At 69.8% G+C, this 15,839-nt stretch carries 11 protein-coding genes and 1 pseudogene; 4 read left to right on the top strand and 8 right to left on the bottom strand.

What is annotated here, in order from left to right; translation table 11 throughout:
- Positions 1-15: 15 nt before the first annotated feature.
- Positions 16-1,416 carry an NAD(P)/FAD-dependent oxidoreductase gene (locus J2853_RS18895; RefSeq protein ID WP_307559724.1) on the bottom strand — a complete coding sequence of 467 codons (1,401 nt, stop codon included), beginning with the start codon at positions 1,414-1,416 and terminating at the stop codon, positions 16-18.
- Positions 1,417-1,592: 176 nt separating this feature from the next.
- Between J2853_RS18895 and J2853_RS18890 the strand changes: the two genes are divergently transcribed.
- Positions 1,593-2,621 (top strand): GNAT family N-acetyltransferase, encoded by a 1,029-nt coding sequence (locus J2853_RS18890; RefSeq protein WP_307559722.1) that lies wholly within the window; start codon positions 1,593-1,595, stop codon positions 2,619-2,621.
- A gap of 68 nt (positions 2,622-2,689) precedes the next feature.
- Here J2853_RS18890 and J2853_RS18885 read toward each other — a convergent pair.
- Positions 2,690-3,259 (bottom strand): annotated as a pseudogene (locus tag J2853_RS18885) (Clp protease N-terminal domain-containing protein); the annotation flags it as partial.
- A 401-nt stretch (positions 3,260-3,660) separates the two neighbouring features.
- On the opposite strand from J2853_RS18885, the gene add reads away from it, so the two are divergent.
- Entirely contained in the window at positions 3,661-4,689 is a 1,029-nt protein-coding gene (gene add, locus J2853_RS18880; protein WP_307559720.1) for an adenosine deaminase, read from the top strand.
- A 254-nt stretch (positions 4,690-4,943) separates the two neighbouring features.
- Here add and pgl read toward each other — a convergent pair whose 3' ends face one another.
- The 6 genes from pgl to tkt form a co-directional block, all read right to left on the bottom strand.
- Positions 4,944-5,717, bottom strand: a complete 774-nt coding sequence (pgl, locus tag J2853_RS18875) for a 6-phosphogluconolactonase (RefSeq protein ID WP_307559718.1) — start codon at positions 5,715-5,717, stop codon at positions 4,944-4,946.
- A 69-nt stretch (positions 5,718-5,786) separates the two neighbouring features.
- Positions 5,787-6,698 carry a glucose-6-phosphate dehydrogenase assembly protein OpcA gene (locus J2853_RS18870; protein ID WP_307559715.1) on the bottom strand — a complete coding sequence of 304 codons (912 nt, stop codon included), beginning with the start codon at positions 6,696-6,698 and terminating at the stop codon, positions 5,787-5,789.
- Entirely contained in the window at positions 6,699-8,354 is a 1,656-nt protein-coding gene (gene zwf, locus J2853_RS18865) for a glucose-6-phosphate dehydrogenase (RefSeq protein WP_307559714.1), read from the bottom strand.
- Positions 8,355-8,374: 20 nt separating this feature from the next.
- On the bottom strand, positions 8,375-10,003 hold the full coding sequence (locus tag J2853_RS18860; RefSeq protein WP_307559712.1) for a phosphoglucose isomerase-related protein: 1,629 nt from the start codon (positions 10,001-10,003) through the stop codon (positions 8,375-8,377).
- A gap of 5 nt (positions 10,004-10,008) precedes the next feature.
- The gene (tal, locus tag J2853_RS18855) at positions 10,009-11,112 is read right to left on the bottom strand and encodes a transaldolase (protein WP_307559710.1); all 1,104 of its coding nucleotides are present in this window, start codon (positions 11,110-11,112) and stop codon (positions 10,009-10,011) included.
- Positions 11,113-11,114: 2 nt separating this feature from the next.
- Positions 11,115-13,148 carry a transketolase gene (gene tkt, locus J2853_RS18850; RefSeq protein ID WP_307568728.1) on the bottom strand — a complete coding sequence of 678 codons (2,034 nt, stop codon included), beginning with the start codon at positions 13,146-13,148 and terminating at the stop codon, positions 11,115-11,117.
- A gap of 387 nt (positions 13,149-13,535) precedes the next feature.
- Here tkt and J2853_RS18845 point away from each other — a divergent pair, with 387 nt between their 5' ends.
- Together J2853_RS18845 and J2853_RS18840 are read left to right on the top strand one after the other, a co-directional pair.
- Positions 13,536-14,489: a heme o synthase gene (locus J2853_RS18845; protein ID WP_370879290.1), complete on the top strand. Its 954-nt coding sequence runs from the start codon at positions 13,536-13,538 to the stop codon at positions 14,487-14,489.
- Positions 14,490-14,649: 160 nt separating this feature from the next.
- On the top strand, positions 14,650-15,825 hold the full coding sequence (locus J2853_RS18840; RefSeq protein ID WP_307559708.1) for a PrsW family intramembrane metalloprotease: 1,176 nt from the start codon (positions 14,650-14,652) through the stop codon (positions 15,823-15,825).
- The last annotated feature ends 14 nt before the right edge of the window (positions 15,826-15,839 follow it).

Genomic DNA, 15,839 nt, shown 5'->3' with positions numbered 1-15,839 from the left:
AGGTCATGTCTCTCCTCAGCGTCCGGTGATGGAATCCGCGATGCGTGCCAGCACGGAGGTGCGGCCGAGTCCGGCGTTCTCCCGGGCGTCGGCCCGGCGGTACAGGTCGTACATGGCGTGCACGCCGATCCAGCGAAGCGGCTCCACTTCCCAGCCTCGCACCTTGCGGCCCACCCAGGGCATGGACGCCGGCTCGGTGTCCTCGCGCAGGATCAGGTCGCGCAGGGTGCGGCCGGCGAGGTTGGTCGTGGTGACCCCGTGGCCGGTGTAGCCGCCCGCCCAGCCGATGCCGGTGGAGTGGTCCACGTGCACGGTGGCGCACCAGTCGCGCGGCACGCCGAGCACCCCCGACCAGGTGTGCGCCACCGTGGAGTCCTTCACCGCGGGGAACATCCCGGTCAGCAGATCCCAGAGCGCCTCGATCGTCCACCGGTGGGTGCGGCCGCGGTCGTCCACGCGCGAGCCGTACAGGTAGGGCTTGCCGCGTCCGCCGAACGCGATCCTGCCGTCGGCGGTGCGCTGGGCGTACATGTAGTAGTGCGCCATGTCGCCGAGCAGTTCGTTGCCCTCCCAGCCGATCGCGTCCCACAGGTCGCCCAGCGGTTCGGTGACGATCATCGAGCTGTTCATCGGCAGCCACGCGCGGTGGTACTGCTTCAGCTCGGCGGTGAAGCCCTCGGTGGCGCGGATGACGTACTCGGCGCGGACCGTGCCGTACGGCGTGCGGGCCTCCCGGGGGACGATCTTGGTGACCGGGGTGCGCTCGAAGATCTCCACCCCCAGGTTCCGTACGGTCCGCGCCAGGCCGACGGCCAGTTTGGCGGGCTGGATCCGGGCGCAGTGCGGGCTCCAGATCGCGCTGACCGCGCCCTTCACCCGCAGGCGGCTCTCCCGCTCGGCCGGGTCGAGCAGCCGGACGTCCTCCTCGGTCCAGCCCCAGTGGCGCTCATGGGCGAGCAGCTCGCGCAGCCGCCGGTCCTGGGCGGCGTTGGTGGCGACCGTGGTGACGCCGCCCTTGACGACGTCGGCGTCGATGCCCTCGTTCGCGGCGACGGCGATGACCTCGTCGACGGACTCGAACATCATCCGCTGGAGCCTCCTGGCCGCGTCCACACCGTGGGTCTTCGCGTAGCGCTCGGGGGTGCCCGCGAGCTCGCCGACCAGCCAGCCGCCGTTGCGCCCGGACGCGCCGTACCCGGCGAACTCCTTCTCCAGCACGACGATCCGCAGTCCCGGGCTGGCCTTCTTCAGGTAGTAGGCGGTCCACAGGCCGGTGTAACCGGCGCCGACGATGACCACGTCGGCCTCGCGGTCGCCCTCCAGGGGGTTCGCCGGCACGGGAACGCCGAGGGAGCGGTACCAGAAGGAGACGTCTCCGTTGACAAAGTCCCCAGCCAGGGGAACACGCGTGCTCATGGATTCATATCCTTCTATATCCGTTAATTAGAGTTCATCTTCCAACGGAAACCGTTGTAAAACCGCCGTGGAACGGCCCATAAGGGATCTTTGCAGACGTAACGACGGGCTCACTCCTGTGTAGCAGTCCCGTAACAGGGCTGGGCGAAGCTGTGCACAACAGAGGGAGTGTTTTGATGGGGTTTCTACGGATTCGTACGACTGTCGATGAGCGGCCGGGACGCCTGGCCTCGCTGACCGCCGCACTCGCGGCCAAGGGCGGCAACATCCTGGGTCTGAGTGTGCAGACCGACGCCGACGGCACGGTGGACGAGTTCGTCACGGACATCCCCGCCGGTGCCGAGGCGGTGCGTGAGGCACTGGAGGCGGCCGGCGGACGGCGGGTCCAGGTCGTCACCGCCACCGCCCACGAGCTGACCGACGAGCCCACCCGCGTGCTCCTGCTCGCCTCCCGGCTGCGGGCGGCGCCCTGGAGGCTGCCCGAACTGCTCGGAGAGTTGCTGCGCGCCGACGACTCCCGCTGGGTCTACGGTTCAGAGATGAGCGATCTTCCGGACCCGACGCTGCTGACCGTTCCCGTGGCCGCGCGCCGGGCGATCCGGGTGCGCAGGGCCGAGTTGCCCTTCACCCTGACCGAGGCCGCCCGCGCCGCCTCCTTCGTACGGCTGGCGCAGCCCCCCGTCCACCAGGCCGGGACCGGTCGCGACATCAAGCTGTCCGACGGCGTCGAGGTCCAGATCCGGCCGCTCACCCAGGTCTACCGCGAAGCCGTCCGCGACCTGCACGACCGCTGCTCACCCGAGGCTCGCAGGTTCCGCTACTTCACCTCGATGCCCTTGCTGCCGCCCAGGGCCTTCGACCGGTTCTGCGACCGCAGCCGCGGCTACTCGCTCGTCGCCGGGCACGACGGGCAGGTGATCGCGCTGGCCAACCTGATGTTCACCCCGGATCCCGGGATCGCCGAGATGGCCTTCCTGGTCGAGGACCGCTGGCAGGGCAGGGGGCTGGGAACCGTGCTGGCCAGGATGCTCGTCCGCGAGGCCCGCGACCTGGGGTTCGCCGAGGTCAGGGCCACCCTGCTCTCCGACAACGCGCGCATGCGCAGGCTCCTGGTCTCGCTCGGCGCGACCCTGGGCTACACCGAGGACCCCGGCGTGGTGGAGGCCAGGCTGGCCGTGGGCGTGATGGCGACGGCGGCCCCGTAAGCCATCACCTGGTCGTCTCTCCGGTTCGCGATCGTTCGGGGCTCGCGAACCGGAGAGACCGCGGCTCAGGGGTCTCGCGGCTGCTCCAGGGCGTCCAGGCGGCGCTCGATCCGATCGAGGCTCTCCTGGATCCGCTCCAGCCTGGTGGTGAGCGGCGACCCGATGCCCCCGAAGCCCTCCTCGGCCTTCAGGGGGCGGTCCCTGCGCCGTCCGGTCAGCGCGATCACCTGGGCGCGTACGGCCTCCAGTCGCGCACCCCGGTTGACGAGCACCTGCGCCGCGATCCCCTCGCCCTCACGGATCAGCCCGAGCAGGATGTGCTCGGTGCCGATGTAGCCGTGATGCAGGTTGAGCGCCTCCCGCAAGGACAGCTCCAGCACTTTCTTGGCCCGAGGGGTGAAGGGGATGTGGCCGCCGGGGCTCTCCTCGCCCCTGCCGATGATCTCTTCTACGTCGTTTCGTATCTGCTCGCCGCCGATGCCGAAGTTCCGCAGGGTCTGGCCGGCGACGCCGCCCTCCTCACCGATCAGCCCGAGCAGGATGTGCTCGGTGCCGATGTGGTCGTGGCTGAGCTGCCGGGCCTCTTCCTGGGCCAGGACCACGACGCGGCGGGCACGGTCGGTGAAGCGCTCGAACACGAGGGCCTCCGGGAGAGGTGTCGAGTTGCTCTTGTATCCCACTATGCGTCAGAGGGCTCGGTGAGCGAGGGGATATACGCCACGGAATCCCGTTGAAACCGTGGCCGGACGCACGTTTTCCTGGCGACTTCCGGGGTCCTCAAAAGAGAGGAGGCCCGGCGCGGTCTCCGTGACGTCGCGGGCTCGGCCGGGGCGAGGGCCGAGAGCCGAGGCCGGGAGCGAGGTGCCGTGTGCTCGACCGGCGGATCGGTGAATCGGTGGAGCGGCGCACCGATCGAAAACCGGCATCTCGTGATCGTTTCAGCCGTTCTCGGACCCTTGCGAGAGCAAGCTTACATTTTCTTGTTAGATTGACGGCAAATGTCTTTTGAGATCGGCGGAGCGTGCGTAGGGTCGGCCGCATGACGATCAACGCGTTCATCGACGCGCTCCCCAAGGTCGAGCTCCACGTTCACCTGATCGGCTCCGCCTCGGTCCCCACCGTGCTGGAGCTCTCCCGCCGTCACCCCGGCAGCCGGGTGCCCACCACCGAGGAGGAACTGCGCGCCTTCTACGGGTTCCGCGACTTCCCGCACTTCGCCGAGGTCTACCAGGCGGTCAACGCCCTGGTCCGCGACCCCGAGGACGTCGCGACCCTGGTGACCGGACTGACCCGGGACCTGGCCCGGCAGAACGCGCGCTACGTCGAGCTGACCGTCACGCCGTACGCGCACCACATCATGGGCATGCCGATGCGAGAGGTCACCGAGGCGCTGGATTCGGCGGCCCGGCGCTCCCGCGACGAGCACGGCGTCCAGGTGGCCTACATCTTCGACATCCCCGGCGAGTACGGCGTCGAGGCGGCCCGGATCACCCTGAACCATGCCCTGCAGGAACCTCCCCGGGCATTGGTAGGTTTCGGGCTGGCGGGAATCGAGCAGGAGCGCCCGCAGTATCGCGACGCCTTCAGGGACGCCTTCCGCGCCGCCACCGCCGCCGGGCTGCGCAGCCTGCCGCACGCGGGGGAGATGAGCGGCCCCGAGACGATCTGGGAGGTTCTCGACCACCTGGGCGCCGAGCGGATCGGCCACGGCATCGCCTGCCTGGACGACCCCCGTCTCGTCGCGCACCTGCGCGAGACCCGGATCCCCCTGGAGGTCTGCCCCACCTCCAACGTGTGCACCGGCCAAGTGGGCCGCATCGAGGACCACCCGCTGCCCCGCATGCTGGCCGAAGGACTGTTCGTCACCCTCAACAGCGACGACCCGCCCATGTTCGCCACCACCCTCAGCGGTGAGTACCGGGTCGCCGCCGAGGTCTTCGGCCTGGACCGGGAGGCCCTCGCCGGGCTGGCCCGCAACGCCGTCAACGCGTCCTCCCTCGACCAGACCGGCAAGAAGGAGATCCTCGCCGAGATCGACGGCCTGCCCACCGCCCCGGTGACACCGTGAACCGCCGCGCACGGCCGACGGTCAGGGAGCGGTGAGCGCGGCCCGCGCCGTGGACGTCTTCATCACCAGCCGGCCGGGGGTTGTCCTTGACCGGGAGGAACCCGTGGAAGGCGTAGAAGTCAGCCGCACGACCATCGATCGCGTCGACGACGTACCCCTTCGGGGCCGTGCGGCAGGGGCTCGGATGTGGAGCGGCGGTATATGAAAAATCCCCGCAAACGAGGTGTCATTTGCGAGGATTTCCCGTGTTCGAATCAGGGGGAGGAGATGCGGCCCAGGGAAGCGGGGATCTTGGAGGCGGCGGCCCTGTCCAGCAGGAAAAGGGTGCGCTGGCGCCCGCGGGCACCGGCCGCCGGAACCTGCATGGATCCCGACTCCGACAGGGCCAGTCGTACGGCGGAGGCCTTCTCCTCACCGGCGGCGATCACCCAGACCTCGCGCGCGGCCTGGATGACCGGCAGCGACAGCGAGATCCGGGTGGGCGGCGGCTTCGGCGATCCGTGCACCGCCATCGCCGGGCGCGTGTCGTACAGCGCGGGCATGCCGGGAAACAGCGAGGCCACGTGGCCGTCCGGGCCCATGCCCAGCATCAGGACGTCGAAGGACGGCGCGGGGCCGTGGTCCTCGGGGCGCGAGGCCCTGCGGAGCTCCTCGGCGTACGCCTCGGCCGACTCCTCCGCGCTCATGCCCGAGTCGGGGCCGCGCATCACGTGAACCCGGGCCGGATCCACGTCGACGTGGTCGAGGAGGGCCTTGCGGGCCCCGGTCTCGTTGCGCTCGGAGTCGCCGCCGGGCAGGAAGCGCTCGTCGCCCCACCAGATGTCCAGGTTGCGCCAGTCGACGGCGTCGCGGGCCGGGGAGGCGGCGATCTCGGCCAGGGTGGCGAGGCCGATGGTGCCGCCGGTCAGCACCAGTGAGGCCGACCCCTTCGCCGACTGGTCGTCGACCATGCGGGTGATCACCCGGGCGGCGACCGCCTTGGCGAGCACGTCGGCGTCACGATGGATGATCACAGTGGGAACACTCACGGTGGGTCTCTTTCGAAGGACGAGTTCAAAGGACGAGCGCCCCGCGGCAGGCCGCGGGGCGCTCACAGGTCAGGACTTGTGGTTCCGGGCGAGTCGCCGGATCGCGGCCTCGTAGATCTCGTCGGGATCCAGTCGCCGGAGCTCCTCGGCGAGCAGTTCCGACTTCGGGCGCCGGGTCAGGGCGACCCGGCGGTCAGGCTGGCCCGGGCGGGACAGCATGGCCATGCGGCCGTCGCCGCGGGCGATGACGATGTCGCCGTCGGCCGTGGCCAGTTTCACCGCGGTCAGTCCCGGGCCCGCCGATTCGACGACCTTCACCGGGGCGCCGAGACGCTCGCCGAGCCAGGCCGCCAGCAGCAGGGCGCTGGCGTGACCGGTCACAGCCTCCACGGTGCCCTTCTTGACCTTGCCCACCGGCTGGTCGAACGCGGCGGCCAGCAGGCTCCGCCACGTCGTCAGCCGGGTCCAGGCCAGGTCGGTGTCACCGGGCACGTAACCGCGAGCCCGGCCGGCGATCGCCGCGACCGAGTCGGCCGCCGCCCGCGCGTCGACGATGCGCCGCTGGGCGAGCATGCCGATCGGATCCTTGGCCGGGATGTCGGGGCAGTCGCCCGGCCACCAGGCCACCACCGGGGTGTCGGTGAGCAGCAGCGGGCTGACCACCGATTCGGCGTGCTTGGTGAGCTCGCCGTACAGGCGGAGCAGGATCACCTCGCCGGGCGTGGACTCGCCGAACCGCAGTTCGGCGTCGAGCCGGTTCGACTCCTTCGGGTCGCGGGAGATGACGACCAGTATCCGGGAGGGGTGCTCCCTGGCCGCCTCGGTCGCGGCCCGTACCGCGTCGTACTGCTCGCTCTCGTCGCAGATCACCACCAGGGTCAGCACCATGCCGACCGCCGGGGTGCCCATCTGGTGCCGCAGCGCGGTGAGCTGGGAGGAGATCTTCGACGCGTTCGTGCCGCTGAGCATGAAACTCGTCATTTAGAGCCTCCTCCAGACGCGGCCGTCGCGGGCCATCAGTTCGTCGGCAGACTTGGGACCCCACGTGCCCGCCGGGTATTCCTCCGGCGCGCCCTGGGAGGCCCAGAACTCCTCGATCGGGTCGAGGATCTGCCACGACAGCTCGACCTCGCGCTGGTGCGGGAAGAGCGGCGGGTCGCCGATCAGCACGTCCAGCAGCAGCCGCTCGTAGGCCTCGGGGGAGGACTCCATGAACGACTCGCCGTAGGCGAAGTCCATCGAGACGTCCCTGACCTCCATCGCGGTGCCGGGCACCTTGGAGCCGAACCGCACCGTGATGCCCTCGTCCGGCTGCACCCGGATGACCAGGGCGTTCTGCCCCAATATCTCGGTGTCGTCCTTGCTGAACGGAAGGTGGGGCGCGCGCTGGAACACCACGGCGACCTCGGTCACCCGGCGGCCGAGCCGCTTGCCGGTGCGCAGGTAGAACGGCACCCCGGCCCAGCGGCGGTTGGCGATCTCCAGCTTGACGGCGGCGTAGGTCTCGGTGATCGAGTCGGGCTGGATGCCCTCCTCCTGCGTGTAGCCGATGACCGGTTCGCCGCCCTGCCAGCCCGGCCCGTAACGGCCCCGGGCGGTGGACAGCGACAGGTCCGCCGGCAGCCGGACCGCCTTGAGGACCTTCTCCTTCTCCCTGCGCAGGGAGTCGGCGCCGAACGACGTCGGGTCCTCCATACCGACCAGGGCCAGCAGCTGCAGCAGGTGGTTCTGGATCACGTCACGGGCCGCGCCGATGCCGTCGAAGTAACCCGCCCGGCCGCCGATGCCGATGTCCTCGGCCATCGTGATCTGAACGTGGTCGACGTAACCCCGGTTCCAGATCGGCTCGAACAGGTTGTTGGCGAACCGCAGCGCCAGAATGTTCTGGACGGTCTCCTTGCCCAGGTAGTGGTCGATGCGGAACACCGAACTCTCCGGGAAGACCGCGCTGGTGATCGCGTTCAGCTCCTGGGCGCTCTTCAGGTCGTGCCCGAAGGGCTTCTCGATCACCACGCGGCGCCAGCTCCCGGGAGGGGCGTCCGCGAGGCCGGTCCGCTTGAGCTGCTGGACCACGAGAGGGAAGAACTTCGGCGGCACCGACAGGTAGAAGCCGTAGTTGCCGCCGGTGCCCCGGGTCTCGTCGATCTCCTTGAGCATCATGGCCAGCGCGTCGAACGCGCCGTCGTCGGTGAACTCGCCCGGGCAGAAGAAGATGCCCTCCGAGAGCTGCTTCCAGACCTCCTCGCGGAACGGCGTCCGCGCGTGCTCCTTGACCGCCGCGTGGGTGAGCTCCGCGAAGTCCTGGTCCTTCCAGTCGCGGCGGGCGAAGCCCACCAGGGAGAACCCCGGGGGCAGCAGCCCCCGGTTGGCCAGGTCGTAGATCGCCGGCAGCAGCTTCTTACGCGCCAGGTCGCCGGTCACGCCGAACAGCACCAGCACGGACGGCCCCGCCACACGGGGAATGCGCTTGTCGCGCGGGTCGCGCAGCGGGTTGGCCTCCGCCACCGCCTCGGTGGTGGAGGTGACCGAGGCCGCCGCGGCCGTGGTCACGGGCCCGCCGGCATTCACCTCGGAGTCTTCCTTCGCTGCCGAGGTTATGGGCTCTTCGGCTTTCACCCCGGAGTTTTCCTTGTTCATTCAGACCTCCAGCGGCCCGTTCAGGCCTGCCGGGCGGCGGCGAGCAGCCGCTCGACCCCGGCCACGCGATCGGTCAGGTGCAGCCGTACGGTGGGACGCCCGCGCTTGGCCAGGGCGCCCTGGTCGCCCAGGGCCTGGGCGAGCTGCAGGCGGCCCAGGGTGTACGGCTTGCCGGGAACGTCGAGGTCGTCCTTGACGGCCCCGGTGATCTGCAGGAACACTCCGTTCTGCGGGCCACCCTTGTGGTACTGGCCGGTGGAGTGCAGGAACCGGGGGCCCCACCCGAAGGTGATCGGGCGCTCGGTCCGCGCCGCCAGCCGCCCGCGCAGCGTGACCGGGTCGGCCCCGCTCCACGCGTCGGTCATCTCCTCGAACGAGGCGCCCTCGGGGTAGGGGGCGTCGAACGCCGCCTCCCGGTCGAGGTAGGCCATGATCGTGAGATAGCCGTCCTCGGGGATCGTCTCCAGCAGCCGGGTGAGCACGTCGGACAGGTCCTGGGGAGCCTCCGCCCCCGGCAGCTCGCCGTACACCTCGACCGGGCCGTCGACCAGGATCGGCGTGCCGACCGGCAGCTCGGCCTCCTCCAGCAGCTCGCCGGTGTTCTGCTTGGACTCGGCCACGTTCGGCTGGTTGAACGGGTCGATGCCGAGCACGCGGCCGGCGATGGCCGTGGCGTACTCCCAGACGAGGAACTGCGCGCCCAGCGGGCCGGTGACGGTCACCGCGCCGTCGGTGTCGATCCCGACGACCAGCTCGTCGCCTGCGCCGGTCGGGTCGGCGCCGACGACGGGCAGGAGGCCCTTGCCGGACTTGCCGGTGGACTCGGCGACGAGCTGCTCGATCCAGTCGGGCAGGCCGTTGATCTCCGAGAGGTCGTCCTCGATCACGAGCTTGTCGCGTCCCTCGGCCGCTGCGGCGCCGAGGGCGGCGCCGAGGTCCAGGCCGGGGTTGCCCTCGGTCTGCGACAGCAGCGGCTGCACGGCGGCCGCGTCGTCGAGCAGCTCCTTGACGTCGGCCCCCGCCAGGGCGCTGGGCACCAGGCCGAACGCCGACAGGGCGCTGTAGCGACCGCCCACGGTGGGATCGGCCAGGATGACCGTGTAGCCCGCCTCGATGGCGCTCTGCTCCAGCGGGGAGCCGGGGTCGGTGACCACGACGATCCGGTCGGCCGGGTCGATCCCCGCGTCCCGGAAGGCCTTCTCGTAGATGCGCCGGTGGCTGTCGGTCTCGGCCGTGCCGCCGCTCTTGCTGGCGACCACCAGGATCGTGTTCTCCAGCCGATCTTCGAGCGCGCGGGCCACCTGACCGGGGTCGGTGGTGTCGAGCACGGTCAGCGGTACGTCGGCGCTCGCCGTGATGACCTCGGGGGCGAGCGAGGAGCCGCCCATGCCCGCGAGGACCACGTGGTTCAGGTTCTCCGCGCGGGCCCGCTCGACCAGCTTCTCGATCTCGGGAAGCAGCTCCCGGCTCGTCAGCGGGAGGGTGAGCCAGCCGAGGCGGACCGCCGCCTCGGGCTCGGCCTCCGAACCCCACAGCGTGGGGTCACCGTTCGCCAGGGCCGCGGGGACCCCTTCGGCGACGAGCCGGCCCACCGCCTCCGAGGCCAGGTCGGCCAGATTCTCGTCGTCGAACGTTACGGACACTGACATGTCTTTCATGCCTTCTTCAGCTCGGCGGCGATTGTGGACAGGAGCTCGGTCCAGGACGTCTCGAACTTGGCCACGCCGTCCTCTTCCAGGAACCTCACGACGTCGTCGTAGTCGATGCCGATCTCCTTGAGCGCGGCCATGGTGTTCCAGGCCTGCTCGTAGAAGGGGCGGACGGTGTCTCCGCTGATCCTGCCATGATCGGCCACGGCGTTGAGGGTCTTCTCCGGCATCGTGTTGACCGTGCCGGGCGCGACCAGCTCGTCGACGTAGAGGGTGTCGGGGTACTCGGGGTTCTTGGTCCCGGTGGAGGCCCACAGCGGGCGCTGCGGGCGGGCGCCGGCGGCGGCCAGGGCCTGCCAGCGCGCGGAGTTCATGACGTCCTCGAAGGCGGCGAAGGCCAGGCGGGCGTTGGCGACCGCGGCCTTGCCCCTGAGCGCCAGGGCCTCGGGAGTCCCGATCTTGTCCAGGCGCTTGTCGATCTCGCCGTCCACCCGGCTGACGAAGAACGAGGCCACCGACTCGATGCCCGACAGGTCCAGGCCGTTCGCCTTCGCCCGCTCCAGGCCGGTCAGCCACGCCTCCATCACGGCGCGGTAGCGCTCGAGGGAGAAGATCAGCGTGACGTTGACGCTGATGCCCTCGGAGATCGCCTGGGCGATCGCGGGCAGGCCCTCGACCGTGGCCGGGATCTTGATGAACAGGTTGGGCCGGTCGACCATCCACCACAGCGCGCGGGCCTCGGCGATCGTCTTGTCGGTCTCCCTGGCCAGCCGGGGGTCGACCTCGATCGAGACCCGGCCGTCCACGCCGCGGGTGGCGTCGTAGACGGGCTTCAGCACGTCGGCGGCCCAGCGGATGTCGTAGGTGGTGATGGCACGCACCGACTCCTCGAGGTCCACTCCACGCACCTTCAGGTCGTGAAGCTGGGTGTCGTAGGCGTCGCCCTTGCTCAGCGCCGAAGCGAAGATCGTCGGATTGGAGGTGACGCCGACGATCGACTTCTCGCGGATCAGCGCCTCCAGGTTGCCGGTACGCAGGCGCTCGCGGCTGATGTCGTCCAGCCAGATGGAGACGCCCTGCTCGGAAAGTCTCTTCAGGATCTCAGTCATGATCAGTTTCCCGTCGTCTCGCCCTTGTCGGCCCCGGTCTTCGCGAGGCTGGCCTTGGCGGCGGCAGCGACTCGCTCGGCGGTGAGACCGAACTGCTCGTAAAGGGTCTTGTAGGGAGCCGAAGCACCGAAGTGCTCCAAGCTGACTACTTCCCCCTCATCTCCCACGAACTCCCGCCAGCCCAGTGCGATTCCCGCCTCCACGGCGACACGCGCGCGGACCGCGGGGGGCAGCACCGTCTGCCGGTAGGCGGAGTCCTGGGCCTGGAACCACTCGACGCACGGCATCGACACGACCCGGGCCGGGATGCCCTCGGCCTCCAGGAGTTCGCGGGCCTGGACGGCCAGCTCGACCTCGGAGCCGGTGCCGATCAGGATCACCGACGGCTGGCCGTTGGAGGCGTCCTGCAGGACGTAACCGCCCTTGGCGACCTTCGCGGCGTCCGCGGTGCCCTCGTAGACGGGCAGGTTCTGCCGGGTCAGGGCCAGCGCGGCCGGCCGGTCGTTGTGCTCCAGCACGGTCCGCCACGCGGCGGCCGTCTCGTTGGCGTCGGCGGGACGGACCACGTCGAGGCCGGGGATGGCGCGCAGCGACCACAGGTGCTCGACGGGCTGGTGGGTCGGGCCGTCCTCGCCCAGGCCGATGGAGTCGTGCGTCCACACGTAGGTGACCGGCAGCCTCATCAGCGCCGCGAGCCGTACGGCGGGGCGCATGTAGTCGCTGAAGACGAGGAACGTGCCACCGTAGGGGCGGGTGCCGCCGTGCAGCGCGATGCCGTTGAGGATCGCCCCCATGCCGTGCTCGCGGATGCCGAAGTGCAGCGTGCGGCCGTAGCGGTTGCCGGGGAACTCCTTGGTCTGGAACTCCTCGGGGATGAAGGACGGCTCGCCCTTCATCGTGGTGTTGTTGGACTCGGCCAGGTCGGCCGAGCCGCCCCACAGCTCGGGCAGCACCGGCGCGAGGCTGTTGAGCACCTCGCTGGAGGCCTTGCGGGTGGCGACGGAGGCGCCGGGCTCGAAGGTGGGCAGCGCCTCGGCCCAGCCCTGGGGGAGCTCTCGCCCGGAGACGCGCTCGAACAGGGCGAAACGCTCGGGGTTGGCCTCGCGCCAGTTCTGGAAGCCCTTCTCCCACTCGGCGTGGGCCGTGCGGCCCCGCTCGACGACCTCACGGACGTGATCGAGCACCTCGGCCGGGACGTCGAAGCTCTTGGCCGGGTCCTGCCCCATGACCGTCTTGGTGGCGGCGATCTCGTCGGCGCCCAGGGCCGAGCCGTGGGCCTTGCCGGTGTTCTGCTTGTTCGGCGCGGGCCAGGCGATGATGGTGCGCAGGCGGATGAACGACGGCCTGTCGGTCTCCGCGCGGGCGGCCTCCAGGGCCTGGTGCAGCGCCTCGACGTCCTCGACGTAGTCACCGGTCTGCGTCCAGTCGACGGTCTGGGTGTGCCAGCCGTAGGCGTCGTAACGCTTGACGATGTCCTCGCTCAGCGCGATCTGGGTGTCGTCCTCGATGGAGATGTGGTTGCTGTCGAAGACGACGACCAGGTTGCCCAGCTTCTGGTGGGCGGCGATGGCGCTGACCTCGTGGCTGATGCCCTCCTCGATGTCACCCTCGGAGGCGATGCACCAGATCATGTGATCGAAGGGGCTCGTGCCCGGCTCGGCGTCCGGGTCGAACAGGCCGCGCTCGCGGCGGGCCGCCATGGCCATGCCCACCGCGTTGCCCAGGCCCTGGCCGAGCGGGCCGGTGGTGGTCTCGACACCGATGGTGTGCCCGTGCTCGGGGTGACCCGGGGTCAGGCTGTTCCACTGGCGCAGTGCCTTGAGGTCGTCCAGGCTGAGGCCGTAACCCGACAGGAAGAGCTGGATGTAAAGGGTCAGGCTGGTGTGCCCGGCGGAGAGGACGAACCGATCCCTGCCCACCCAGGTGGGATCAGAGGGGTCGTGCCGCATGGCCTGCTGGAACAGCAGGTAGGCGGCGGGTGCCAGGCTCATCGCGGTGCCGGGGTGCCCCGAACCCGCCTTCTCTACCGCGTCCATCGCCAGGGCCCGTACGACGTCGACGGCCTGACGGTCCAGGTCGCTCCATTCAAGGGCTGGCACGAGTTCGCTGCTCAAGTGCTCATTCTCCGGATCTTGTCGTGTAAGTGGCGGCGCCGGTTTGGTATTTCCCGCCCACACCGGACCCTAACGGTTCGGCCTCGCTTACTGCTGCGCAGGCCAGGTCGGGGCGAGTCCGCGGGAGCCGTGAGAAGTACGGGCACGGGCCCCGTGAGGGGTGCCCGTCGTACGGCTTCAGCACCCCATGCCGGGACCGGCCCCCCCAACAACTACAGTGAGTTCTCAAAGCTGGCTGGTGCCCGCATTCACGGATCCGCTCTAATCAGAGGTTATGCGTTGACCCCGCACGTGCTGGAAGCGCCTTAGATGGTGCTGACCGACAAGCAATCGATGACCCCTCCCGGGGCGGCCGAGGCATCCGATGCCGCGCCGCACTCGTTCGGCGACACGGTGAAGGCGTACGTGGCCCTCACCAAACCGCGGATCATCGAGTTGCTGCTGATCACGACGCTGCCGGTGATGTTCCTGGCCGCGCGAGGCCTGCCACCGTTGTGGATCGCCGTCAACACCCTGGTGTTCGGCACCCTTTCGGCCGGCAGCGCGAACGCCCTGAACTGTTACATCGACCGCGACATCGACGCCACGATGCGCCGCACCCGGCGTCGCCCCCTCGCTCGCGACCTGGTCCCGCCGACCAACGCGCTGATCTTCGGGCTCATCCTCGGCGTGCTGTCGACCCTCGGGCTCGGGTTGACGGTGAACTGGCTCGCCGCGGGTCTCTCGCTGGCCGCGAACCTCTTCTACGTGCTCGTCTACTCGATGATCCTCAAGCGGAGGACCTCCCAGAACGTCGTGTGGGGCGGTCTCGCCGGCTGCATGCCGGTGCTGATCGGCTGGGCGGGCGTCACCGGCAGCCTCAGCTGGGCCCCGGTGGTCCTCTTCGGCGTGGTGTTCTTCTGGACGCCGCCGCACACCTGGACCCTCGCCATGCGCTACAAGGAGGACTACGCCGCGGCGAAGATCCCCATGCTCCCGGTGGTCGCCACCGAGCGCCGCGTGGTGCTGGAGAGCATCGTCTACACCTGGGCCACGGTGCTCTGCTCGCTGCTGCTGTGGCCGGTGGCCGGGACCACGCTGCTCTATCCGGCCGTGGCCGTCGTCCTCGGCGGGGCCTGCCTGTGGGAGGTCCACCGTCTGCTCGGCCGGGTCAACGCGGGCAAGACCGGCGTCGACCTGCGCCCGATGCGCTTCTTCCACTGGTCCAACGCCTACCTGGCGCTGCTCTTCCTGGCCGTCGCCATCGACTCGATGCTCGTCTGAGCCGGCTCAGACGCTCCGGTCGGGCCATCGCCCCCGTGATCGTTCACGGGGGTTCTTCATTTTCCGGTTCGTTGCCGTCGCGTGTGTCTTCTATGGTTGACCCCAGGTCATGCGCGGGGGTGGAGGGGACAGGTCGTGATTGATCGGTTACGGTTGCCGCATGGCAAGCCGTGATCCCCGGTGGGTGCTCAGGGAGCGACCGTCCGTCGCGCTGATCGCAGGGCTTGTCCTCACCGGGTTGTGCGGGCTGGTGTCGTTCTCCTTCGACGTGCTGAACGGTGACCCGGTCTACTTCTTCATCGCGCTCGGTCTGGCCCTGGCGCCGGTTCCCGTCCTGCTGGCCGCCGTGCTCGCCCTCGACCGCATGGAGCCCGAACCGCGGAGCAATCTGATCTTCGCGTTCGCCTGGGGCGCGGGCGTGGCGGTTCTCGTCGCCGGGGTCATCAACTCCTTCAACCTGTTCTACATCGAGAACACCGTCCGGCTCGGTTACGACTACGCGCGCAACCTCGCCGCGACGTTCGGCGCCCCGGTGGTCGAGGAGACGATGAAGGGGCTGGTCCTGCTGGGCCTGCTCAGGTTCAAGCGGGCGGAGCTCGACGGGCCCACCGACGGCATCATCTACGCCAGCATGGTCGGCCTCGGCTTCGCCATGAGCGAGAACGTCAGCTACTACGTGGCCGCCCTCGACGACCTGGGCGCGCAGGGCCTGGCGGTGACCGTCGTGCTGCGGGGGATCCTGTCGCCGTTCGCGCATCCGCTGTTCACCTCCATGATCGGCGTCGCGGTGGCCTACGCGGCGCAGCGCCAGGGGTCGATGCGGATCTTCGTGATCGCCGCGGGGTGGATCGGCGCGATGGCGCTCCACGGGATCTGGAACGGCTTCGCGTCCTATGTCGGCCTGGGCGGCCTGGTCGTCGCCTACCTGCTGCTGATGATCGTGCTGTTCGTCATGATCTGGATCATCTTCCGCGACCGCAAGCGCATCGTCGGCCTGATCCAGAGCTACCTGCCCGCCTACCGGCCGACCGGGCTGGTCGCCCAGTACGACGTCAACATGCTCTCCTCCCTGCCCGGCCGCCGCCAGGCCCGGCAGTGGGCCAGGACACACGGCGGCAGGGGAGGGCTGCGGGCGATGAACGACTACCAGCTCGCGGCCACCGAACTCGGCCTGCTCCACGAGCGCGCCAGGCGCGGCGTGATCGACGAGAGCACGTTCGACGAGGAGCAGCAGGCGCTGCTGGAGTGCATGGCGGGGGCCCGCGCGCAGTTCCCCGTGCCGCAGCCCGTGCCCCCCGGCGGCGAGGCCTCACCGGGATACCGGCCCGGCCCGTAGGGTTCCCGCTCGCG

Source organism: Streptosporangium lutulentum (assembly GCF_030811455.1).
Lineage (GTDB): Bacteria > Actinomycetota > Actinomycetes > Streptosporangiales > Streptosporangiaceae > Streptosporangium > Streptosporangium lutulentum.
The sequence above is the reverse complement of the archived record's forward strand: the minus strand, read 5'-3'. Positions and strand labels throughout refer to the sequence as shown.

What these genes read in the sequence shown, in the direction of transcription:
- J2853_RS18895 (WP_307559724.1), bottom strand. Translation starts at nt 1,416, where the DNA reads ATGAGCACGCGTGTTCCCCTGGCTGGGGACTTTGTCAACGGAGACGTC.
- tkt (WP_307568728.1), bottom strand. Translation starts at nt 13,148, where the DNA reads ATGGACGCGGTAGAGAAGGCGGGTTCGGGGCACCCCGGCACCGCGATG.
- J2853_RS18890 (WP_307559722.1), top strand. Translation starts at nt 1,593, where the DNA reads ATGGGGTTTCTACGGATTCGTACGACTGTCGATGAGCGGCCGGGACGC.
- tal (WP_307559710.1), bottom strand. Translation starts at nt 11,112, where the DNA reads ATGACTGAGATCCTGAAGAGACTTTCCGAGCAGGGCGTCTCCATCTGG.
- J2853_RS18845 (WP_370879290.1), top strand. Translation starts at nt 13,536, where the DNA reads ATGGTGCTGACCGACAAGCAATCGATGACCCCTCCCGGGGCGGCCGAG.
- J2853_RS18840 (WP_307559708.1), top strand. Translation starts at nt 14,650, where the DNA reads ATGGCAAGCCGTGATCCCCGGTGGGTGCTCAGGGAGCGACCGTCCGTC.
- J2853_RS18860 (WP_307559712.1), bottom strand. Translation starts at nt 10,003, where the DNA reads ATGTCAGTGTCCGTAACGTTCGACGACGAGAATCTGGCCGACCTGGCC.
- zwf (WP_307559714.1), bottom strand. Translation starts at nt 8,354, where the DNA reads ATGAACAAGGAAAACTCCGGGGTGAAAGCCGAAGAGCCCATAACCTCG.
- J2853_RS18870 (WP_307559715.1), bottom strand. Translation starts at nt 6,698, where the DNA reads ATGACGAGTTTCATGCTCAGCGGCACGAACGCGTCGAAGATCTCCTCC.
- add (WP_307559720.1), top strand. Translation starts at nt 3,661, where the DNA reads ATGACGATCAACGCGTTCATCGACGCGCTCCCCAAGGTCGAGCTCCAC.